Below are 23820 nucleotides of genomic sequence, written 5' to 3'. Positions count from 1 at the left end.
TAACTATATCCCAAAATTAAAATCGTATTTTTGCAATAATAAGCAGGAGAAAGAATTATTAAATGTCAGAAGACAAATCCATAAAATTATTTAAAGCAGCAAAAGAGCTGAATATAGGCACGGGCACTATAGTTGATTTTTTAGCGTCAAAAGGGTTTAAAATCGAAAAACAACCTAACGCTAAAATTGAAGGCGAAATGTATAACGTGTTGCTGAAAGAGTTTGCTGTTGATAAAAGTATTAAGGAGGAGGCCAAGCAGATCAGTATCGGTAAGATAAGAAAAGAAGAGCCCGGCCAATTTCCTGAAAAACCGGCTGAGGCACGCCGTTCGAGAGATTTTGAGAACGAGGAGATACTGATAAAAAATACAGGTCAATACAACGTACCGGCTGTTGAAAAACCAAAACCGGCACCCGAGCCTGAGCCCGAAAAGCTTGAGGAACGCAATGATACATTGCCGGGTGTAAAGGTTATTGGTAAAATAGACCTTAATGCTAAAAATCCTGTTGCACCGCAGGCCGAAAAGAAAGAAGAAAAGCCGGTGGCACCTGTAAAACAGGAGCCTGTTGCGCAGGAACAACCTGTTGCACCAAAGGTTGAAGAAGTTAAACAGGCCGAGCCTGTTGCTGAAATAGTACCCGAAGTTAAACCACTGCCTGTGGCAGAAGCACCGAAACAGGTTGCGCCGGTAGTACCACCTGTGTCGCCTGTTGCAACTGAACCGGCTGCCGAGGAGGAGGAACAACCACAGGAAGTAATAAGGGCAAAAGCAGAAAGGTTAACCGGGCCAAATGTTATTGGAAAGATACAACTACCTGCCGACCAGTCAAAACGCAACCCTGTAGCCTCATCATCAAACACCAACTCGGCAGACCATAAGCGTAAAAGAAAGCGCAAAGAGGGCCAGGGCGGCGGGCATAATCCGCAGCATGGTGGTGGTGGCGGCCAACAACAAGGCGCACAGCCGGGCAATACCGGGCAGCAACCTCAAGGGGGCAATATAAACCCTAACCGTCCTGATTTTAGGAACAGGGCCAATAATGGAATAACCGGACCGGGTGGCAATAACAATAATAATGCTAACCGCCCTGACTTCAGGAACCGTACGGCAAGTACAGGTCCTAAAGAAGAGCCGACTGAAAAAGATATACAAGATCAAATTAAGGCTACACTGGCCCGTTTAAGCGGTGCCGGTAAATCGGGCAAGTTTGCCCAGCGTGCTAAATTCCGCCGTCAAAAACGGGATGATGTAGCTTCCAGCGCCGAGGAATTGGCAATGGAGCAGGAATTAATGTCGAAAGTAATTAAGGTAACCGAGTTTGTTACCGCTAATGAACTGGCATTAATGATGGACGTATCTGTAACGCAGATCATATCTACCTGTATGAGCCTGGGTATGTTTGTATCCATCAATCAGCGTTTGGATGCCGAAACTTTAAGCATTGTTGCCGAAGAGTTTGGTTTTCAGGTAGAGTTTGTAAAACCACAGGATGAAGAGGCCAACCTTGACCAACCTGATGATCCGGCAGATTTAGTACCACGCGCACCAATTGTGACCATAATGGGCCACGTTGACCACGGTAAAACATCATTACTTGACTTTATACGCAAAACCAACGTTATAGGTGGCGAAGCCGGGGGTATTACCCAGCATATTGGTGCCTATGAAGTAACATTGCCTGATAATAAAGGAAAAATAACCTTCCTGGATACACCGGGCCACGAGGCGTTTACCGCCATGCGGGCAAGGGGTGCACAGGTTACCGATATTGTAATTATAGTTATTGCTGCTGATGATAGCGTGATGCCACAAACCCGCGAGGCCATAAACCACGCGCAGGCTGCAGGTGCACCTATTATATTCGCTTTCAATAAAATTGATAAGCCCGGTGCCAATGCTGATAAGGTGCGCGAGCAGCTATCTGCCATGAACATTTTGGTAGAAGAATGGGGCGGTAAATACCAAACCCAGGAAATATCGGCCAAAACAGGCTTAAATGTAGAGCTATTATTAGAAAAAGTATTGCTTGAAGCTGAGTTATTAGAGCTGAAAGCCAATCCAAATAAACGTGCCGTTGGTACTGTAATTGAATCCATGCTGGATAAGGGCCGTGGTATTGTAACCACCATACTTGTACAAGCGGGCCAGTTAAAAGTAGGCGACCCCATATTAGCCGGTTGTTATAGTGGGCGTGTTAAAGCGTTAACTAACGAGCGTGGCCAGCGTGTAGAAGTTGCCGGCCCATCAACACCTGTACAGGTATTGGGTATGCAGGGAGCACCAACAGCGGGTGATAAATTTAATGTACTGGAAAGCGAAGTTGAGGCACGTGATATTGCCAACAAACGCCTGCAATTACAGCGCGAGCAAGGTTTACGTACACAGAAACATATTACACTTGATGAGATCGGTCGCCGTTTGGCAGTTGGTAACTTTAAGGAGTTGAACATTATTGTTAAAGGTGACGTGGATGGCTCTATCGAAGCGCTATCAGATTCATTACTTAAACTATCTACTGAGCAAATACAGGTTAACATTATATCAAAAGCAGTTGGGCAAATATCAGAATCTGACGTATTGCTGGCTTCTGCATCTGACGCGATCATCATTGGTTTCCAGGTTCGTCCGTCACAAAGCGCACGTAAACTGGCCGAGGCCGAGCAAATAGATATTCGTTTATACTCTATTATTTACGATGCCATCAACGAGATAAAAGCTGCGATGGAAGGCATGCTTGCACCAACCTTTGAAGAGAAAATTGTGGCTAACGTTGAGATACGCGAAACCTTTAAGATAAGCAAAGTAGGTACCATTGCAGGTTGTATGGTATTGGATGGTAAAATAACACGTAACAGTAAGATACGTATCGTGCGCGAAGGTGTTGTAATTTATACCGGCGAACTGGCTTCGTTAAAACGCTTTAAAGATGATGTTAAAGAGGTATCAGCTAACTATGAGTGTGGTTTAAATATCCAAAACTTTAACAACATTGAAGTAGGCGATATAGTAGAAGCTTACGAAAACGTAGAAGTAAAAAGGAAGTTGTAATTATTTATACATCATAAAACAAGAAAAGGCTTTCATTTTGAAGGCCTTTTCTTGTTTTAGTGGTCAATGTCAATCAGTTTTTTAATACTCTTCTTCCAAATCAGCTGCGGCCGCTTCATCTAAAAACCATTGCACTTCACCCGCAATGGAATCAATTAACTGGGCCGGGTAAAGATCAATATTTTCATCATCCTCTAATGCATGATGTACCGCTACGGCTTTATTCTCGCCATATACTAAAAAGGCTATGTTGCGCGCGTCATTAATTAAGGGCGCATTCATAGTGATACGGTAAATTTGTTTGTCCTTTAAAAAGTTGGCTTTAACAGCAGGCGTAACATCATGTAAGGCCTCCGTATGCGGGAACAATGACGCTGTATGCGTATCGTCACCCAGGCCCAGTAGCACCAGGTCAAAGCTTAATTCATCCTCATCAAAAAACTGTTCAATATCTTCAAAATACTGTTTAGCAGCATCTTCGGGACTAAGCGTAGTATCTACCGGGAAAATATTTAAACGATCAATTTCCAGCGTATCAAAAATAGCTTTCTGGGCCATCAGGTAGTTACTCTCGGGATCGGTATGTGGCACATAGCGCTCATCGCCAAAAAAGAAATAAACCTTCTCCCAGTTTACCTGGTCCTTAAAGGCAGGCGAGGCTAATAGCTCGTACAATTTTTTAGGTGAACTGCCACCAGATAACGCGACAGCAAACTTGCCGCGCGCGGTAATGGCTTCGTTGGCTACTTTAACAAAATATGCTGCTAAAGCGGTTAGCACTTCATCAGCGGTATGGAATATGTTTAATTTCATTTTTGGTATAATATTAATAAAACTGTCATTTCGATGAGCCCGTATAGCCTTGTGTAAAAGGGGCGAAGAGAAATCTTATACTATAGGCTTAACGCGCTATATGGTGTATAAGATTTCTCCTCGTTCCTCGTTCGAAATGACAATGAAAAAGTGTCTATTTCTTTTTAGTTGCGTTAAGCGGTAAGGTAAACCAATGGAAACCATCGCGGGCAATTAACGCCTCTGCAAGTTCAGGTCCCCATGAGTCTGCCGAATAGTTAGGGAAGTTCAGGCTCTTTTTGCCTTCCCATGTGCTTAATATAGGCATTATCAAATCCCATGCTTCTTCTACCTGGTCGCCGCGCATAAACAGGGTCTGGTCGCCCATCATGGTATCAAGCAACAGGGTTTCATAAGCTTCAGGCGCCTCACTGGTATAGGTGCCTTTGTAGTCAAATACCATATCAACAGTATTTAATACCATATCAATACCCGGGCGCTTGGCCTGTACCTGCAGGCGTATGCTCATTTCGGGCTGTATGCTGATGATGAGTCTGTTTTGCTGCCAGCTTTCGGTAGCTTCTTTAGGGAACACCAAATGCGGTACATCCCTAAATTGTATAGTAATAGTTGATGTCGATTGGTGCATGCGTTTACCGGTACGTACATAAAAAGGCACACCGTGCCAGCGCCAGTTATCTACAAAGAACTTCATGGCGGCAAAAGTTTCGGTATTTGAATCCGGGTCAACTTTGTTTTCCTGGCGGTAGCCCGGCACTTCCTGCCCTTCTATCCATCCCGGTCCATATTGCCCACGTACTGCCGACATGCGTACATCATCGGGGGTAAATTTGCGCATGGCTCTTAATACATCCACTTTACGGTCGCGCACCTCATCGGCGTTAAAGCTGATAGGGGGCTCCATTGCTATAAAGCAAAGCAATTGCAATAAGTGATTTTGAATCATATCGCGTAAAGCACCCGAACCTTCATAATAAGGGCCGCGGTCCTGTACGCCTAATTGCTCTGTTACCGAAATTTGTACGTGCTCTATATAATTACGGTTCCACATCGGCTCCAATATGGAGTTGGCAAAACGGAACGCCATAATATTTTGTACGGTTTCTTTACCTAAATAATGGTCGATACGGTAGATCTGCTTTTCATCAAAAATGCCTGCCAGCAACTTGTTCAGTTCTTTGGCCGATTCCAGGTCGTGACCAAAAGGTTTTTCAATCACTATCCTTGTTTTGTCAGGATCCTGGGCCAGCTTGGCTTTGGAGATATTTGAAGCGATGATAGGGAAAAACTCAGGCGCAACGGCCAGGTAATACATTACGTTGGCTTTGGTTTTCCACTCGGTATTAAGCGCCTCTATACGTTTGCCAAACTCTTTATAGGTCTCGGCATCTTTAGCGTCAGATACCTGGTAATAAATATTTTTTGAGAAATCGTCCCATTTGGCTTTGGTGGTTTTGCCGCTGCGCGAAAACTGGTTGATATCGTTTAATAAGTTGGTTCTGAATTGCTCATCCGTCAATTTTGTACGACCAGTGCCAATGAAGGCAAATTGTTTAGGCATCCAGCCATCAAGGTATAAGTTGTAAAGCGCGGGGGCAAGTTTACGCGAGTTAAGGTCGCCGGTACCTCCGAATATGATAAATATAGTAGGCTCTGATATTATTTTTGAGGACATGATATTGCTATATTTCTGTTAATATTAATTTTTTGCCACCCATTGGGTATGGAATGTTCCTTCTTTACCAATAAGTTCATAGGTGTGCGCGCCAAAATAGTCGCGTTGTGCTTGTATCAGGTTTGATGGCATCCTGCCGCTGCGGAAAGCATCAAAGTAACTTAATGACTCAGCATAGCAAGGCGCGGCAATTCCGGCAGCGGTAACTGCCGATACAACCGTACGGGCACCACCAACAACACCTTTAACTACGTTAGCCACGCCGTTATCTAATAACAGGTGCTCTAAACCAGGGTTAGCGCTAAATGCTGTGTAAATATCTTGTAAGAATAATGAACGGATGATACAGCCGCCTCTCCATATTTTGGCTATCTCGGCCAGATTTAAACCATAGTTAAACTCGGCAGAGGCGCGGGTTAACATGTGGATGCCTTGCGCATAGCTGATGACCATGTTGAAGTAAAACGCCTCTTCTAATGATTTTATAAACGCTGCTTTATCCACATTCAATTGCGCTTTTACACCACCATACAAAGCTTCTGCCTTTACGCGCAGATCTTTGTATTTAGAAAGATCACGCATAGAAACTGATGTATCAATAGTTGGTATGGGTGCCTGCAAATCCATAGCCACCTGTGATGTCCATTTGCCGGTACCTTTGGCACGGGCTTCGTCTTTAATATCATCTAATAATAAATGGTCGGTTCCCGGTGCTTTATATTGAAAAATATCACGGGTAACTTCCATCAAAAACGATTTTAAACGGCCATCGTTCCACTCTTTAAATATTTCGCCTATGGCAGCATTGTCAAGGCCCAGACCTTTTTTCAATATCTCGTAAGTTTCGGCCAATAACTGCATCACGGCGTACTCGATACCGTTGTGCACCATTTTAACAAAATGCCCTGCCGAACCTGTGCCGCAATAAGTAACACATGGCTCACCATCAACCTTAGCAGCAATAGATTCTAATATGGGTTTCATCACCTCATAGGCCGCTTTATCGCCACCCGGCATCATGCTCGGGCCGCGACGTGCGCCCTCTTCGCCACCGGATACACCCATGCCAAAAAAGTGGATGCCTTTGCTGTTCAGGTAATCAAAACGGCGGTTGGTATCAGTGTAATAAGTGTTACCGCCGTCAATAATCAAATCGCCTTTATCAATTAGTGGTAATAGTTCTTCAATAACATCATCAACAATTTTACCGGCAGGCACCAGCATCATAATGGTACGCGGGGTGTTCAGGCTGGCTACAAATTCTTTTACATCGCTAAAGCCTTTCAAATTGCCGTTTGTGCTTTCCTGCTCTAAAGCCTGGCCCTTACCGGCATCCTTATCAAAGCCTGCGCCTTTTACACCATGGTCGCCCATGTTTAGTAACAGGTTGCGGCCCATTACGCCCAGGCCAATCATGCCAAAATCGTATTTATCTGGTGTTGCACTCATAATTATTTGTGATGATTTTCTTCTTTTAGTTTTTCCAATATGGCTTTGGTTGATGCAAGGTCGGTATGTAAAAATGCCCTGATGCCCAGTTTCTGGGCTGCATTTACAAACATTATGCGGTCGTCAAAGTAAACGCATTGTTTGGGACTTACCTGCGCAATGCCCATAGCCAGCTTAAATATGCCCGGGTCGGGTTTGCGCATTTTTACCTCGCACGATGATACAAAGGCATCAAAAAACTCGTGGAGTTTATATTTTTTAACACGGTAATCGTTCAGTTCCTTTCCCTCGTTATTAATAGATATGATACGGAAACCGCAGTCTTTCTTCCATTTTTTTAGCCAGGCTAAAGTTTCGGGCAACTCAACAGAACGTGAATAAATGAATTGTTTAAAATCCTCGCGAGTAAACTCGCGGGGATGGTTAAATATTACGGTATCTAAATACTCATCTAAGGTAATGGCGCCAATTTCATATACATTAAATATAAAATTGTGCAGGGCGTTTACTTCCTCATAGTCGAGGTCGAATTTTTTTGCCGCCAGTTTGCGCGACTCCTGCCCCCAGCCATTGCTTAGTACAACGCCGCCTATGTCAAAAAAAAGTATTTTAATATCGTGCATCTTCATCAGCAGCTTATTTTACTTTTTCTTGCTGATCTTCGATAGATTTTAACAGTTTTTCGAAAGGCTTATTGAATTTATCAATACCCTCATCCTCTAAAGTTTGGGTTATCTCATCCATATTAATGCCGGCAGCTTTTACCCTGTTTAAAATTTCGGTAGCTGTATCTAATCCTGGCTCTAAAGTATTGGCAGCAATACCATGATCGCGGAAAGCTTCAATAGTTTCTAACGGAACGGTATCAACAGTATCAGGGCCAATTAAAGCTTCAACATATTTAGTGTCTTTAAACGCAGGGTTTTTGCTGCTGGTACTTGCCCATAACAAACGTTGCGGTTGTGCACCTGCGGCTGCTAATTTTTCCCAACGCGGGCCGCTAAATACTTCTTTATAAATTTCGTAAGCTTTTTTAGCCGACGCGATAGCAACCTCGCCTTTTAATTCGCCTAAACCTTTTTGGTCTAATAATGGGTCAACAATAACATCAATACGACTTAAAAAGAAACTGGCTACTGATGAGATATGACCGATTGAATGACCTGCAGCTAAATGATCTTCTAAACCTGCAATGTAGGCTTCAGTTACTGCACGGTAACGCTCTAACCCAAATAACAGGGTTACGTTAATGTTGATACCTTGCGCAATTGACTGGCGGATGGCCGATAAACCAGGTTGTGTACCCGGAATTTTGATCATTACGTTTTTGCGGTCAACTTGTTTCCATAGTTTTTTAGCTTGTTCAAATGTACCTTCGGTATCTAAGGCTAAAAACGGAGACACTTCTAAACTTACATAGCCGTCCATTTTATCTTCGGCGTGTACACCTTTAAATAAATCGGCAGCGGCTTGTATATCTTTAACAGCTAAGCCAAAAAACAACTCTTCGGTAGTTGAGGCGCTTCCGCTTAAAGCGCGTATATCCGCATCATAATCTGAACTGCTGGTAATAGCTTTTTCAAAAATTGCAGGGTTTGAAGTTACACCTCTAACGCCGTCAACATCAATAAGGCTTTTTAATTTACCATTGTTAATAATGGCACGGTCAATAAAATCAAGCCAGATGCTTTGGCCGAAACTATGTATTTGCTTTACGTTATTCATTGTATTGTGATTGATTAATTAACTTTTTAAAACTTCTATTTAATGGCGACAATAAGCGTACCACCTATTGTCACGTTACTTTACTTTTTAAGCTACCAGTACCTCTACATTATAATTAATGAACAGGCCACTTTCAATAACGCCGGTTATGGCTTTTATTTTTTGCTCCAGATCAAACGGAATGTTACCAAATTTTGCATCCAATACCAGGTTGCCGTTCTCAGTAATCACCGGACCATCCTTGCCTTTTGCCGGCCGGATGACCAGGCTATCGGCTTCAAGCGCCTTTAACTGTTCTTCTACATGCAATACTGCTGCCGGAAAAACTTCTATCGGTACAGGGAACTTGCTTCCCAGCTTATTTACCAGTTTGCTTTCATCAACAATAATATAATTAACCGGGCTGCAGCTCATTAAAAGCTTCTCTTTAAACATAGCGCCCCCGCGGCCCTTTATTAAATTTTTGTTGGGGTCCACCTCATCAGCGCCATCAAAGTACCAGTCGGGACTGGCCTCTGTCAAGCTGGTAAGTGGTATGCCCAGTTTGCTGCAAAACATCCCTATCTCTATCGAGGTTGGTATGGCTTTGATATTCAGCTTCTCCCCCTTTATCTTATCCGCAATGGCTAATATAGCCATAAATGATGTAGAACCCGAGCCAACACCTAACACATCACCATCCTTCACTTTTGCAGCAATTTGTTCGGCTACTTTTTGTTTAGCGGCCTTATTGCTGATGGTGTCGCCCCACTCCAGATTTTTGATAATGTCGCTTTGCCAGATCATTGTTTATAGATTTGAGAAGTGAGATATGAGATGTGAGATATTGACAGGAACTCTGTCTCAAATCTCACATCTCAATACTCATATCTATAATAACGCTTTCGCTTTTTTAACTACGTTATCAACCGTAAAGCCGAAGTATTTGTATAATTCTTCTGCCGGGGCCGATTCGCCGAATGTGGTCATACATAAAGTATCACCTTCGTCGGTTACGTATTTATGCCATCCCAGCGGCGAAGCCATCTCAACAGCTAAACGTTTTTTAATTGCTTTAGGGAACACCGACTCTTTGTAAGCGGCATCCTGTTTTTCAAACAGCTCCCATGACGGCATACTTACCACACGGGTTGCAACGCCATCAGCTTCTAATTTAGCCTGGGCATCCATAATCAATGCCACTTCAGATCCGGTTGCCATTAATATTACCTGCGGAGTTTTTGAAGCTTCTGATAATACATAAGCGCCTTTTTCAAGGTTTGATGCCTTAGCATATTTATCCTGATCAATAATAGGCAAGCCCTGGCGGGTAAACACCAACACAGTCGGGCCGTCTTGTTTCTCAACCGCTACGCGCCATGCATGTGCAGTTTCGTTGGCATCAGCCGGACGTATAACGGTAATGTTTGGTATAGAGCGTAATGATATTAATTGCTCAATAGGCTGGTGGGTAGTACCATCTTCGCCCAAACCAATACTATCATGCGTATAAACAAATATCGGGGCTATCTTCATAATGGCAGCCAAACGTATTGGCGGGCGCATATACTCAGAGAACATCAGGAAAGTAGCTCCAAAAGGAATAATACCCTTGGTTAATGACATACCATTTAAAGCTGATCCCATAGCGTGCTCGCGGATACCAAAGTGGAAGTTGCGGCCTGTACGGTCCTCGGATGTAAATGAAGATGATTCTTTAAGTGTAGTTTCGGTAGATGGAGCCAAATCTGCTGCGCCGCCTATCATGTTTGGCAAGCTGCCGGCAATAGCATTTAATACTTTGCCTGACGCCTGGCGGGTTGCCATTTTAGGATCAGAGCCTTTAAATACCGGTAATTTATCTGCCCAGCCTTTTGGTAATTTACCTGCAAAGGCCTCTTCAAACTCGGCAGCCAGTTCAGGGAATTTAGCTTTATAATCGCTAAATAATTGGTTCCATTTTTTCTCGGTCTCGATACCGCGTGAACCTACTTGTTTATAGTATTCAGCAACTTCGGTTGGTACGTTAAATGATTTATCAGGATCAAACCCAAAAAATTCTTTAACCAATTTTATCTCGTCAGCACCAAGTGGCGATCCGTGCGAACCTGCAGTACCTGATTTATTAGGGCTGCCGTAAGCAATTAATGAACGTACACGAATTAATGATGGTTTTTGAGTTTCGGATTTAGCGTTAACTAAAGCTTGATGCAATGCGTGGATATCGTTTGCATCACTTACCGACTGTACATGCCAGCCGTAGCTTCTGAAACGTGCATCAACATCCTCGTTAAAAGCAATGTCTGTGCTGCCTTCAATTGATATTTTGTTATCATCATATAAGTAGATGATGTTACCCAACTCTAAATGGCCCGCTAACGAAGCCGCTTCAGAAGTTACACCTTCCATCATATCACCATCGCTGCATATTGCGTAAACGTGATAATCAAATACATTAAATCCGGGTTTATTATAACGGGCAGCTAAATGTTTTTGACCAATGGCAAAACCAACCCCATTTGCAAAACCCTGGCCCAACGGGCCTGTAGTTACATCAATACCCGGACACAAACCATATTCGGGGTGACCCGCAGTTTTGCTGTGCAACTGACGGAAGTTTTTGATATCATCTAAAGACAGGTCATAACCTAAAAGGTGTAAAAAACTGTACTGTAATATACAGGCATGACCGGCAGATAAAATAAACCTGTCGCGGTTTGCCCAATCAGGGTTTTGCGGGTTATAGTTTAAAAACTCTGTCCAAAGTACATGACCTACTGGCGCAAGTGCCATAGCAGTACCCGGGTGACCAGAATTAGCCTTTTGTACGGCGTCTGCAGATAGGATGCGTACCGTATCAATGCCTAATTCTTCAATGCTTTTTGTAGTTGACTCCATTTTTTTATTGTATTATACTAGTTTTGGTGATTTACTTTTTTAGCCGGCACTTTAACCGGGCTTTGTTCGTTGGGGGTAGCCCATAAACGCGCGCCGCCTTTTATGCCGTCTTCGTTGGTTACAATTTTTATGTTCTTATTCAGCTTAAAATTTATTTTACGGGCATTGCCCCCGCCAATATATAAAGTATCGTAGTTGAAAACAGTTTTTAAAACTGCTAAAACTTTTTTAAGGCGTTTGTTCCATTTTTTGTCGCCCAGGTTCTCCAGGGCTTTCTCGCCTATGTAGTCGTCATAGGTATTGTGTTTGGTAAAGGGATGATGCGCCATTTCAAGATGCGGCAGCAGGTTGCCATCAAGCAATAACGCCGAACCGAACCCCGTACCAAGCGTTAATACCATCTCAAGCCCTTTGCCGGCAACAACCCCCAGCCCCTGCATATCGGCATCATTAACCACTTTAGCCGGTTTGCCCAATGCTGTGCCCAGCTTTTTGCTCAGGTTAAAATTTTTCCATGATGTATTATCCAGATTGGGGGCGGTTTTTATAACGCCGTTTTTTACATACCCGGGGAAACCTACCGAGATATAATCATACGGTGGAAAATCTTTAGTTAAGGTTTTTATAGCCTTGATGAGGCTAGCCGGGTTTGCCGGCGACGGCGTGGTTATCTTTTGATATTGCTGTAGCAATTGGCCCTCGCTATTTAAAACAACCGCCTTAACATGCGAGCCCCCAACGTCAATAGAAAGGATCTTTATTGGGGATATTGTTTTTTTTATAGTAGTGCCGCGGGCCATTCCGTTTATAATTTTTCTGCAATCGATATCTTATACAAACAAAAATTGGTATAAAAATGCAGTTATATGCAAAAAATGTTGTTTGGTTAAGTTAAATTAATGTAATACACGGCAGCTTTTGCCACATATATAAACAAAAGTAACCTATATTTTGAAAATAAATAATAATATGTGTAAAAAATACACTATCTTTTTTTAGTCTGTACGGAAATCAAACCACCAATAGGGACTAAAAAAGGACTTTATATCCCAAATCTACTTATATAATGGTTATATCCGCAAAATATTAACAAACTTATGATCTATACCATAAAAACCACCATTTATGGTTTTTCTATTGCTCAGCCAGTAAACCATCAGTAAGGGTTTCAAATTCCTTTTTAAATTCGGTATAATATTTACCGGTACCGGGGCCGCTAAAGCCGGTATGTATTTTACGCACATTGCCCTTTTTATCAATAATAATGGTAGTGGGAAAACCTAACACCTTGGCCAGCATGGGCAGGCTTTTGGCCGGGTCATCACCACTGGCGGTGTAGCCTGTTATTAATAAAGGGTAGGGTATGTTAAAGCGCTGCCTTAATTGCAGCAGCGATGTTTTTGATTTGTTATAATCCTTAGTGCGCTCATAGGCAAGGCCCACTATTTCAACACCTTTGCGGTGGTATTTTTTATAATAGTTGATCAAATAGGCGGTTTCGTCCATACAGTTGGGGCACCACGAGCCTAATATCTGCACAATAACTACCTTGTTTTTAAAATGTACATCAGTTAATGATACCTTTTTGTGGTTCATATCCAGGAAAGAAAAGCTTATTTTTTTATACCCCGGCTTTAACGCGGTAAGCGAGTACGCGTCGGGTAGTTTGGCGTTATTATCGCGGTGGGCCGTCCAGTTGGTTACGCTGGTTAAGCCCGAGTATAGCTTGCCGTCAATAATGTTTTTACCGTTTATTTTACCGGTAAATAAATAGTTATGGTTGCCATCAAACGCCGAAAGGAGAAGCATATTACCGGCAGTAACAACGCCTTCCAGGTAACGGTAATCGCCGGTGGTGGTTAAAATAGTGCCGGTTAGCTTATTGGCGGTTTGTTTAAACTCGCCCACGGTAATGTCTTTATTGCCATTACTGCTCACAAATGTAGCCGACCATCTGCCTGTAATATTAACCGCTGGCTTTCCCGGATCTTTTATCATGCGCCATGGGGTGTTTGGCGTAGCCGTAAAATTCATGGCTACATCATGGTCGCCCAAATGGCGTATCCACTTACCTTGCAGGTTACCCGCCACCTTTTTCAGCCTAAACTCCGAATCAAACAAAGGCATTTGTATAAAAACGGAGTCTTTTTTAAAACTAATCCCGTCAACCTTAAACCTTTCTGTGCCATTAATAATAGCTATCTGCGGTTTGCGTGTATGGGTGGTTACTTCAAAATTGAAGGGTATGTCTATACCGTTCTGTGTTTTTAGCGCGCCGCGCCAAATGCCGGTTGCCAGTTTTTGAGAAAAAGCAGTTTGACAAAGTAATATTAACGGCAGGTATAGCAGTGTTTTAAGTTTCATAGCCAAAATTTACACTCAAATATAATACTGGCGTGGTTGTTAAGTGTCATTATAATAGCACAATAACATAGCGATGGGTTTAAAACCCATCGCTATTGGGCAGCATAAAAATCGGCAAAAAAAAAGAGAGCTCTTTTGAAGCTCTCTTTCCCCTAATTAATTTAAACTATTGATTAAACCCAAAACAAAGAACAAAAAACCCCAGCTTGGGTGCCTGAGAATTCAAAATTTAACTTTTATTTTTCAAGATACTCGTAGGATCAAGTGATGTTATCAAATGTAAAGCCATAAATCCATTGCCGCAATGACTTATTCGTCAGAATTTGCAAATAAAAATTTAACTTTACAGATAGGTTCAATACTATTATCATCGGCAAAATTGCACAACGTATAAACGATTACTCATTATGTTATTTACTGATTTTGAATACCTTAACAATTCGGACGCGGCATTTAAAAAAAAGGTTTCGCTGCAAATTAAGCGCCTAAGGCGGCAAAATGAGGTAACGCAGGAGAAGTTTTACAGCGATACCAATATCAACATTGCCCGTTTAGAATCGGGCAAGATCGATATACGCCTGGAAACACTGCGCAAGGTATGTTACTATTTTGATGTATCATTAACCGGCTTTTTTAGGGGCATATACTAATTACTGTACAACAAATCTGTAATAATATACGATATGTGTAGTTGTAATTGTACAAAGACGATTAAAAAGACAGCTCTTTTTTATACTTTTTTATGGCCCGTAATATAGTTTGCACTATTTCGTTTTGGCCGTCGTCCGAGTTTAAATACTCTTCTTCCTGTGGGTTGTTTATGAAGCCCGTTTCAATAAGCACTGCCGGCATGGCACTATGCGCCAGCACCAATACGCCCTGCTCTTTTACGCCGATGCTTGGGCGGCCATCGTTATTTTTAAAACCGTCGTTAAGCAGACCGCCAAACAAGATGCTTTGCTTGCGGTACTTTTGCATATACAGGTTGGTAATGATAATATTGGTCGGATCGTTATCGGCGTAGCTTTGGTACTTCTTTTTATAATCCTTTTCAATATAGATGGACGAGTTTTCACGGATGGCCTCCAACTGCTCTCCAACCCTGCCAATACGGTACACCAGCATCATAACCCCTTTTTGTTTGTTGGGCCTGTCGGCCGTGCCCTCGGGCGATGAATTACAATGGATAGATATAAACAAATTGCCCTTGGCATTATTGGCAATTTCCGACCGGCGGTCAAGCTCAATAAACGTATCATCCGTGCGGGTCATTACTACGTTAACGCTGCTTAGCTCATCGTTAATAGCGCGGCGCAGTTTTTTGGCGATGGATAGCGTCACATTTTTTTCGACCGAGTACGAGCCATGCGCGCCGGGATCTTTACCCCCGTGCCCGGCATCAATAACCACTGTTTTAAACCTAAAGCCTGTGGCTTTGCTAGTATCCTGATTGGTAAACGAGTTTAAAACAATAAAGCCAAGCAGTAAAACGGAGTTCAATAAAAATAGGTTTAAAGCTTTGCGGGTTTTATTCATTTTGGATATGGGTGCCGTTAATCTGCTGCGAAATTACTAAGAAATATGGGTATTTAACATATCCCGTTTGCTATTGTACAGGGCTTAATACTAACTTCGCAATTATATAGTTATTGTTACGCCATGTATAGTATTTGTTTGGTTGAAGATGAACAAAAAGTTGCCGCCTTTATTTGTAAGGGGCTGGAAGAGCATGGGTATAAAATAACTATAGCAAAGGATGGCGCACACGCTAAACAAATAGTTAAAAACCATGCTTTCGACCTGTTTATTTTGGATGTGATGCTGCCCGATATTAACGGCATTGACCTTTGCCGCGACATACGCACCACCGACAGCACCACCCCTATTTTAATGCTTACCGCGCTGGATCAAATACACAACAAAGTGGCCGGCCTCAAAGCCGGTGCCGACGATTACCTTGTAAAACCCTTTCACTTTATTGAGCTGCTGGCACGCATAGAAGCCCTGATGCGCAGACAAACCGTCGCGGCAGCTAAAGAAAACCATGTGCTGGAATTTGAGGACCTTATGCTGGACACCTGGAACAACATGGTACAGCGCAGCGGCAGGCAAATTACCCTTACTGCCAAAGAGTACAGCCTGCTGGAGCTTTTTTTGCGCAACCCCAATAAAATACTCTCGCGCGAGTATATTGGCCAGCAGGTTTGGGATATTGGCTTTGATACCGGCACCAATTTTATTGACGTATATGTAAACTATCTGCGTAAAAAAATTGAAAAGGGTTTTAAAAGCAAGCTCATCCATACGGTAATAGGGCGCGGCTATATTTTACGCGGAGAAACTGCCACGCCATGAAAATAAAGAACCGGCTATCGCTTTACTTTGCGTTAATAACGGCGGTTATTTTGTTCGTCGCGCTGTTTATTATATACTTTGCCTTTAACTCCATAGTACGTACTGATTTTGATAACCGCCTGCTTGACCGCGCTAAGGTTGCCGCGCAGTTGTATTTAAAGGCCGACGAAATATCGTCCGACTCGCTATCCAATGTGCGCAAGCGTTATCTGCGGCAGCTTACCGGCGAGGTGATGCGCTTTTATGATAACCGCAACGCCCCCAAATTTATTAATGATAACAACCAGCACTGGAACGATAAGATAATAAACCTGGTGCGCAAACGGCATGAGCTGATATTTACCGAGGGCGACCACCAAAGCGCGGGCATTTATTATAAAGATAACCAGGGCGATTTTGTGATACTGGTTTCGGCAATTGATATACAGGGCAATAAACGTTTGGACGACTTGATAGAGATCATGGCCGTGTTTATGATAACCTCGTTAGCATTGCTGTTTTTTGTGGGGCGATGGTTTGCCCAAAAATCATTAAAACCGCTGGACGATATGGTGCAGCAAATGCAGCAGGTACGGGCCAGCAACTTGAGTATGCGCATAAACGAGGGTAACGGTAAGGACGAGATAAGCCGCCTGGCCCAAAACTTTAACCGACTGCTGATGCACCTTGAAAATGCCTTTGAGTTGCAGCAAAGCTTTGTTACCAATGCCTCGCACGAGCTGCGCACCCCCGTAACCAGTATTATTGGCGAGGTAGAAGTGGCCCTGCATAAAGACCGCAGCGTGCAGGAGTATGACCTGTTGCTACGATCAGTCCTTGCGGATGCCGAACGCCTAAAAGAAACCATAACCGGTTTGTTGGAGCTTGCCCAGGTAGATATGAACTATACCCAGGCCATATTAAGCCCCGTAGCTATTGACGAGCTGATTTGGGAAGTAAACGACTACTGGACCAAGCGCATAGGTAAGGGCATGTTTACGGTAAACATACTGGGCCTGCCCGAGGACCCCGAAAAGTTATCCATACCCGCCAACAAGGCCCTGCTTACCATTGCGCTGAATAATATTATAGGCAACGCCTATAAGTTTAGCAATAACAAACCCGTGCAGTGCGACCTGTATATTGACAACGCCAAAATAACCATTACCATTACCGACCAGGGCATAGGCATACCCACCGCCGAGGCGCAAAAAGTGTTTGAATCATTTTACCGGGCCGGCAATGTGGCCAGCCACCACGGCAACGGCATAGGGTTGTATGTAACCCATAAAATTATAAGCCTGTTTAATGGCAGCATAACTATTGATGCCGCGCAGCCACAGGGCACCGCCGTTAAGGTAGAATTTAAGCGATAAAGCGTTTAACACAACTTAACACATTTCAGCATTTTTTTAGGCTTAAAATATTCATAATCAAGGCATTAATGTAAAAAAGGGTTATAAATGTGTTAACCATCCTAATAGTAAGTTAAATTTGAACTTTGTTAGCCGTTTATGTATTGATTATCAGGTGTTTGTGAAAAATATTTTTACAAAAGCTTGCACAGCCCCGGGATGGGCATTAAACTGGTGCCCCGCGCAATTTCTAATCAAATCCTAATGTGTTTTATGCTGTGGCTAACAAGCCCCTGGGTTATCTTTACTGCTGAATGTATGTAATATTTTGAGGTTGTAGATGGCGGTGCAGGCAACTGCACTGCCGGATACAATTTTTAAAAGCACGTTCTTAAGCTCTCCGCATCAATACCCCTCCCTATATTTTCTTATGAAAAGCAAGGCGCTGCACTGCAACGGTGCGGTGGCTGTGCTATTTATAATAGTTCATTTATATCCGATTGATATTATACTTTTTACGATATACTTTTATAGTATGTTAGCTTACTATTTAATGAATGATCAACCCACCACCTGTCCGGTTTGCGGAACAAGAACGGATGTTATTTCCGATTTTTATCATACTAATCTTTTAATGCAAATAAACCAATGCTTAAATATTGATTGTAAACAAGTATTTTTAGAGGTAGAAACCTAACAATCATGAAAGAAGGCCAAACTCTTTGGACTAAGGAGCAATCTATTTTAGCAATAAATTTATACTCCAAAATACCCTTTGGGCAAATGCATAACAGAAATGCTGACGTTATTGAGTTAGCAGAATTGATAGGCCGCAGTCCAAGCGCGGTAGCACGTAAGTTGGGGAACTTCGCAAGTTTTGACCCTAAATTGAGAGAAAGAGGCGTTGGCGGATTACCTAATACCAGTAAACTTGATGCTGAGGTATGGTACGAATACATGCAAAATTGGGATGAGCAATTTTTTGAAAGCGAAAAATTATTAGCGAAAAAAAAGCATACAACAATTGAAAAAGTATATGCTATAGATTTAGAAAATTTACCCCCTGCAATTGGCATAGAAAGAGAACGTTTGGTGATGATTAGGGTTAATCAATCACAATTTAGAAAGATAGTTTTATCAAATTTTAATAATCAATGCTGCATTACTGGCATAAACATACCCGAATTAATTGTAGCCAGTCATATAGTGCCTTGGAGTAAAGACCAAGGGAATAGGTTAAGCCCTCAAAATGGATTGGCTTTAAATACTTTGCATGACAAGGCTTTTGACCGGCACCTAATTACAGTAACCGAGGACCTTAAAATAAAGATTTCTCCAAAGTTTTATAAGCATAAAGATGTGTTAAGCATCAAGCAAAACTTTATTGATTATGACGGCAGTTCACTTTTAGTGCCTAAGAAATTTTATCCTGATACGGAATTTTTGAAAATTCATAATGACAGATATGGTGAACTTGTAGGTTAAAAGTTCACTTATATCCGATATTGCAAATATCAGATTATCGGAATTGGTTTATACTGAAGAAATTAAAAGCTTATAACACTTTGGCTTTATATAAATGAATGGAATTTGCCCTCACTTTCTTAAAAACCGGTGATTTTATTTAGTGAATATTTAACAATTGTTATTTATATCTTTATGATATAGCACAAACTAATTATACCGTTACCTTTTAATAGTCTCATAATATCAGATAAATTAAATTATCATGCATCCTATAAAGAACTTTGAAGACCTACAGCATACTGTTTCTAATGCCGCTTCAAACTTTACATTTGCTGTAACTGGTAAAACCCTTTCTCGTTCTGAGATAAACGAAATTAATAGTATCAATTCTGCAAGCAACATTAGCGATAGAATAAAAGCAATTTATTCTAATGGCTGCATCTTGGAACTCCAGGATATTGATAATCAAATATTTAAAAATAATTTAATATTAATTGACTCGTTATTACCCGAAATCCTATCTAATGCTATAATTGCTTTTTATAAAAATGGAATAGTAGCATTATCGGATATTTCTAATCAATTAGTTGCATTGAATCCATTGAAGTATAATCAATCTTTAAACCACAAATTTTACGAACATAAATTAAAACGTTTTCTATCAGAAGTGGCGCTGGGTATGATGCCAAATACAATATGGACCGGGTTATATGATGGGACTGAAGGTTATTTGATAGTAAAAAAAGATGGGGACGTAATTTGTTACCATATAATTAATCGTAATTTATTTGAAGATTATTTACTGGAGAATACAAAAATGGAAACACCTAGTTCAACCAGGCACGGGTTTGGTCAACTTTTTATCAAAAATGGAGATTTGTTTATTAAGCTAAATCTCCAAATAAGGTTTAAATAATAGACTAGTTAACATTTTTTAATACGCCTCCACTAGCTCCTGCCCCGTCTCTTGGCTAATCGTAAAGGCGTATAAGAACTCTCCCTGCGTTTCGGGATAAAAAAACACATTCCCCACCATTTTGCAAAAAATAAAACTCCACCACGTTAATGGTGGCGGCACAACTATGTCAGTCGGGCCAATTTGGGCCAAAAGTGTTTGATGCGGCTATATATCCATCACTTCTTTTTTCTTTTTACTGCGCATACGTTTGGGTATAAACTCCAGTATCTCATTTTTTAGCGCGTCTATCATTCGGCGTTTCAGGTAGTTTTTTTGGATAACAATACTCACCTCGCGCGCCGGCTCGGGCGATTTAAAATAGCGTACACGGTGCAGTTGCTTATCGCTAAGGTCGGCAAGGGCCAGCTCGGGTAAAATGGTGGCGCCGTTATTTTGGTCAACCATTCGTTTTAAGGTTTCAACACTGCCGGTATTATATTCAAAATGCTTAAAGCCCTGTGTAGCTTTGCGGCGCTGGCAAATATTTAAAACCTGCTCGCGCATGCAGTGCCCCTCATTAAGCACCCAAATCTCTTCCATGTCAATATCATCCGGGCTTATGTTTTTCTTTTTATGCAGTTTGCTGGTTTTAGAGGTGTAGGCAACAAAGTTTTCGTAAAAAACAGGGATCTCTATTAAACTACTCTCATGCAGCGGGGTTGATAAAATACCGCAATCAATCATCCCCAGCTTTAATTGCTGTATAATGTTCTCGGTGGTTTGCTCCCAAACAATCAGTTTAACATGCGGGTATTTTTCTACAAAGCCACTAATTATTTTGGGCAAAATATAAGGCGATATGGTAGGGATGATACCCACTTTTAATTCGCCGGATAGTTCTTTTTGCCTGTCGGATATGATCTCCTTTATTTTTTCGCTTTCTGATAACAGTACCCTTGCCTGGGCTATAATATCGATGCCAATTTCTGTTGGTGTAACCGGCTGCTTGCTGCGGTCAAATAATTTAACGCCCAGTGTATCTTCCAGTTTTTGCACCTGCATACTTAAGGTAGGCTGGGTTACAAAACACTTTTCGGCGGCGGCTACAAAACTGCGATAGGTATCAACAGCTACAATGTATTCAAGTTGAACTATGGTCATATAGATTAAATCTATTCAAATATAATAATAAATTAGTTTTGTCTATATTAATAAATTGCAACAAAAAAAGCCGATAGGTTTTCCTATCGGCTTGAGTTTTTTTAATAATGCTTTATTACTCTACCGTAACTGATTTAGCCAGGTTGCGTGGCTGATCGACATTGCAGCCGCGCATAACCGCTATATGATAGGCCAGTAATTGCAATGGGATGGTAGCTACCAGCGGCACAAATGCTTCGTGGGTTTGAGGTATCTCTATCACATAATCGGCCATTTCTTTAACAGTCACATCTCCTTCGGACACGATAGCGATAACACGACCCTTGCGGGCTTTTACCTCCTGGATGTTGCTGATCACTTTTTCGTACGAGGAGTTTTTGGTAGCAATAAATATAACCGGCATGGCCTCGTCAATTAGGGCAATAGGTCCATGTTTCATTTCGGCGGCAGGATAACCCTCGGCGTGTATGTATGATATTTCTTTAAGCTTCAAAGCACCTTCAAGCGCAACCGGGAACGAACTGCCGCGGCCCAGAAACAAACAATTGTTTGTTTCCATAAACGTAGCCGCAATTTCTTTAATGCGGTCATTTGATTTTAGTGCACGCTCAACCAAGTCGGGTATAGCATCTAACTCGGTTAAATATTCAACCAGTTTACTTTGGGTTATCATTCCCCGTTGTTGTGCTATATAAAATGACAATAATGTAAGTACGGTAACCTGTGCAGTAAAAGCTTTGGTTGACGCTACGCCAATTTCAGGACCGGCATGGGTATAAACACCCGCATGTGTAGTGCGCGGTATTGACGAACCTACTACATTACAAATGCCAAAAATTGTAGCGCCTTTTTCTTTAGCCAGTTCAATGGCAGCCATGGTATCGGCTGTTTCGCCCGATTGCGAAATGGCTATCACCAGGTCGCGCTCAGAAATTATAGGGTTACGATACCTGAACTCCGAAGCATATTCTACTTCAACCGGTACACGGGCATATTCTTCAATCAAATATTCGCCAACCAAACCTGCATGCCATGAAGTACCACACGCAATAATAATAATACGGTCAACATTCTTCAGTTTTTCGGCATATTCTTTAATGCCGCCTAACTGCACTTTGCCTTGCTGTGGATATATGCGGCCCCTCAGGCAATCACGTATTGACCGGGGTTGTTCATATATCTCTTTAAGCATAAAATGCTCATAGCCGCCTTTTTCAAGCATTTCCAGTTTAAGGTCAAGCTCATGTATATAGGGTATCTGAATGGTATTATCGATATTTTTTATCAGCAGATTGTCGCGCTCAACGTATGCTATTTCGTTATCATTTAAATAAATAACGTTTTTAGTGTATTCAACAATTGGCGTAGCATCTGATGCTATAAAGTATTCATTTTCGCCTACGCCTATTACCATAGGGCTGCCTTTGCGGGCAGCTATCAACAAATCTGGCTCATCGGCGCTCATAATTACTATTGCGTATGCGCCAATAACTTTATTTAAGGCAATCCTTACCGCTTCGCGCAGGTCAACACCGGTTTCTTTTTTAATGTCCTCAACCAGATGTATCAATACCTCGGTATCAGTATCGCTTTTAAAAATGTGACCCTTGGCCAATAGGGTTTCTTTAATAATGGCATAGTTTTCAATAATGCCGTTATGTATAATAGTAAGTTTGCGGTCGCCTGACGAGTGCGGGTGCGAATTACGGTCGCTTGGCGCACCATGTGTTGCCCAGCGCGTATGTCCCATACCAATAGTGCTGGTAAGTTCCAGATCTTTAACAAAGTTTTCCAAATCGCTAACTTTGCCGGCTTTTTTATAAACCCTTAGTTCGTTGTCTTTATCTATTAAAGCAACCCCGGCACTGTCATATCCCCGATATTCAAGCCTGTGTAACCCTTTTATAATAATGGGGTATGCGTCTCTATGCCCAATATAACCTACTATTCCACACATAGTAATATAATTAAATAAGTTATTAGCCGTGTTAGGCTAATAACTGCTAATTAACAAAAAAAATTTGAAATGGCTTAGTGTTTATTACTTGGCCAGTTTGGTGTAAATAATATTTAGTTTTATCCGGTAGGGTGAGGTAGAATCAGTCCCTATAGCAAATGTCCTTGCGGCAGTTGTTGGCGTTGCTGCATAAGAGAGTTGCCTGTCATCTGCATCAACCGGGCCTAAAAAGGTGCCATAATCCACCGTTCTGCCCCTTAACAGGTCCTCAATATAAGCGGTTATGGTAAAATGATAGTTTTTAGTTGTTGTTGAATAAAACCCGCCAAAATAACCATAGTCTAATACGCGTGGATCTGCGCTGGAGGCATCTTCTACAGGTGCCCGCTGATGAGCGAGGTCATACCGGTACATACTTATTTGCGGTATAGGTGCAAACGGTATTTCGGAACCCGGGTTAGGTGTTATTATCAGTTCGGCGCGGTTTAATACAATATCAGATCCAATAGTTTTAAGGATGTTTTTTAAGTATGGGAAGCTGATCTTAGCTCTCAATCCAGCCAATCCTTGTAAATAAATTACCGGTCTTGACTTGTTGGTGTTATTTAACTCCGTTTGTACTGCTGCAGAATATGTGTGCTTAATCTCAACCGCATGGCTGGTGGTGGGTAAGCTTACCATTGCTGTATCTACCG

General features: G+C 41.9%; 19 protein-coding genes. 6 read left to right on the top strand and 13 right to left on the bottom strand.

Annotated elements, in window-relative coordinates; translation table 11 throughout:
• The first annotated feature begins 62 nt into the window (after positions 1 to 62).
• Positions 63 to 3050, top strand: coding sequence for a translation initiation factor IF-2 (gene infB / locus ABI367_RS01185; RefSeq protein WP_462226649.1), 2988 nt, complete (start codon positions 63 to 65; stop codon positions 3048 to 3050).
• An 81-nt stretch (positions 3051 to 3131) separates the two neighbouring features.
• Here the strand turns inward: infB and pgl are convergent, their stop codons facing one another.
• The 9 genes from pgl to ABI367_RS01140 all read right to left on the bottom strand — a co-directional run bounded on the left by pgl (position 3132) and on the right by ABI367_RS01140 (position 13953).
• Positions 3132 to 3863: a 6-phosphogluconolactonase gene (gene pgl, locus ABI367_RS01180; RefSeq protein ID WP_462226648.1), complete on the bottom strand. Its 732-nt coding sequence runs from the start codon at positions 3861 to 3863 to the stop codon at positions 3132 to 3134.
• A gap of 154 nt (positions 3864 to 4017) precedes the next feature.
• The gene (gene zwf / locus ABI367_RS01175; protein ID WP_462226646.1) at positions 4018 to 5538 is read right to left on the bottom strand and encodes a glucose-6-phosphate dehydrogenase; all 1521 of its coding nucleotides are present in this window, start codon (positions 5536 to 5538) and stop codon (positions 4018 to 4020) included.
• Between the two features lie 24 nt (positions 5539 to 5562).
• On the bottom strand, positions 5563 to 6987 hold the full coding sequence (gene gndA / locus ABI367_RS01170; RefSeq protein WP_462226645.1) for an NADP-dependent phosphogluconate dehydrogenase: 1425 nt from the start codon (positions 6985 to 6987) through the stop codon (positions 5563 to 5565).
• 2 nt (positions 6988 to 6989) lie between these two features.
• Entirely contained in the window at positions 6990 to 7616 is a 627-nt protein-coding gene (locus tag ABI367_RS01165) for an HAD family hydrolase (protein WP_462226643.1), read from the bottom strand.
• Between the two features lie 7 nt (positions 7617 to 7623).
• Positions 7624 to 8712, bottom strand: coding sequence for a transaldolase (gene tal, locus ABI367_RS01160; protein ID WP_462226642.1), 1089 nt, complete (start codon positions 8710 to 8712; stop codon positions 7624 to 7626).
• 87 nt (positions 8713 to 8799) lie between these two features.
• On the bottom strand, positions 8800 to 9498 hold the full coding sequence (rpiA, locus tag ABI367_RS01155) for a ribose 5-phosphate isomerase A (RefSeq protein WP_462226640.1): 699 nt from the start codon (positions 9496 to 9498) through the stop codon (positions 8800 to 8802).
• 84 nt (positions 9499 to 9582) lie between these two features.
• A complete protein-coding gene (gene tkt, locus ABI367_RS01150) occupies positions 9583 to 11589 on the bottom strand; it encodes a transketolase (protein WP_462226638.1) in 2007 nt (668 codons plus the stop codon).
• Positions 11590 to 11606: 17 nt separating this feature from the next.
• The gene (locus ABI367_RS01145; RefSeq protein ID WP_462226636.1) at positions 11607 to 12389 is read right to left on the bottom strand and encodes an ROK family protein; all 783 of its coding nucleotides are present in this window, start codon (positions 12387 to 12389) and stop codon (positions 11607 to 11609) included.
• Positions 12390 to 12723: 334 nt separating this feature from the next.
• Positions 12724 to 13953: a peroxiredoxin family protein gene (locus tag ABI367_RS01140; protein ID WP_462226634.1), complete on the bottom strand. Its 1230-nt coding sequence runs from the start codon at positions 13951 to 13953 to the stop codon at positions 12724 to 12726.
• Positions 13954 to 14360: 407 nt separating this feature from the next.
• On the opposite strand from ABI367_RS01140, the gene ABI367_RS01135 reads away from it, so the two are divergent.
• Complete coding sequence (locus ABI367_RS01135) at positions 14361 to 14603, top strand: helix-turn-helix domain-containing protein (protein ID WP_462226632.1); 243 nt, start codon at positions 14361 to 14363, stop codon at positions 14601 to 14603.
• 61 nt (positions 14604 to 14664) lie between these two features.
• Here ABI367_RS01135 and ABI367_RS01130 read toward each other — a convergent pair whose 3' ends face one another.
• The gene (locus ABI367_RS01130; RefSeq protein ID WP_462226630.1) at positions 14665 to 15489 is read right to left on the bottom strand and encodes an N-acetylmuramoyl-L-alanine amidase family protein; all 825 of its coding nucleotides are present in this window, start codon (positions 15487 to 15489) and stop codon (positions 14665 to 14667) included.
• 123 nt (positions 15490 to 15612) lie between these two features.
• On the opposite strand from ABI367_RS01130, the gene ABI367_RS01125 reads away from it, so the two are divergent.
• From ABI367_RS01125 to ABI367_RS01110, 4 genes are all read left to right on the top strand, one after another.
• The gene (locus ABI367_RS01125; RefSeq protein WP_462226628.1) at positions 15613 to 16308 is read left to right on the top strand and encodes a response regulator transcription factor; all 696 of its coding nucleotides are present in this window, start codon (positions 15613 to 15615) and stop codon (positions 16306 to 16308) included.
• A complete protein-coding gene (locus ABI367_RS01120) occupies positions 16305 to 17663 on the top strand; it encodes a sensor histidine kinase (protein ID WP_462226626.1) in 1359 nt (452 codons plus the stop codon). The genes ABI367_RS01125 and ABI367_RS01120 overlap by 4 nt, the downstream gene beginning before the upstream one ends.
• Positions 17664 to 18344: 681 nt before the next feature.
• Complete coding sequence (locus ABI367_RS01115; protein WP_462226624.1) at positions 18345 to 19127, top strand: HNH endonuclease; 783 nt, start codon at positions 18345 to 18347, stop codon at positions 19125 to 19127.
• A 244-nt stretch (positions 19128 to 19371) separates the two neighbouring features.
• Entirely contained in the window at positions 19372 to 20025 is a 654-nt protein-coding gene (locus ABI367_RS01110; RefSeq protein WP_462226622.1) for an HpaII family restriction endonuclease, read from the top strand.
• Positions 20026 to 20232: 207 nt separating this feature from the next.
• Here the strand turns inward: ABI367_RS01110 and ABI367_RS01105 are convergent, their stop codons facing one another.
• The 3 genes from ABI367_RS01105 to ABI367_RS01095 form a co-directional block, all read right to left on the bottom strand.
• Positions 20233 to 21168, bottom strand: coding sequence for a LysR substrate-binding domain-containing protein (locus ABI367_RS01105; protein WP_462226620.1), 936 nt, complete (start codon positions 21166 to 21168; stop codon positions 20233 to 20235).
• Between the two features lie 115 nt (positions 21169 to 21283).
• Complete coding sequence (gene glmS / locus ABI367_RS01100; protein WP_462226618.1) at positions 21284 to 23125, bottom strand: glutamine--fructose-6-phosphate transaminase (isomerizing); 1842 nt, start codon at positions 23123 to 23125, stop codon at positions 21284 to 21286.
• 84 nt (positions 23126 to 23209) lie between these two features.
• A partial coding sequence (locus ABI367_RS01095) for a DUF4270 family protein (RefSeq protein ID WP_462226616.1) occupies positions 23210 to 23820 on the bottom strand: 611 nt, incomplete at its 5' end.

Source organism: Mucilaginibacter sp. (assembly GCF_039935595.1).
Classification (GTDB): Bacteria; Bacteroidota; Bacteroidia; order Sphingobacteriales; family Sphingobacteriaceae; genus Mucilaginibacter.
Note: the sequence above shows the minus strand (reverse complement) of the source record. Positions and strands in the feature narration are given on the sequence as shown.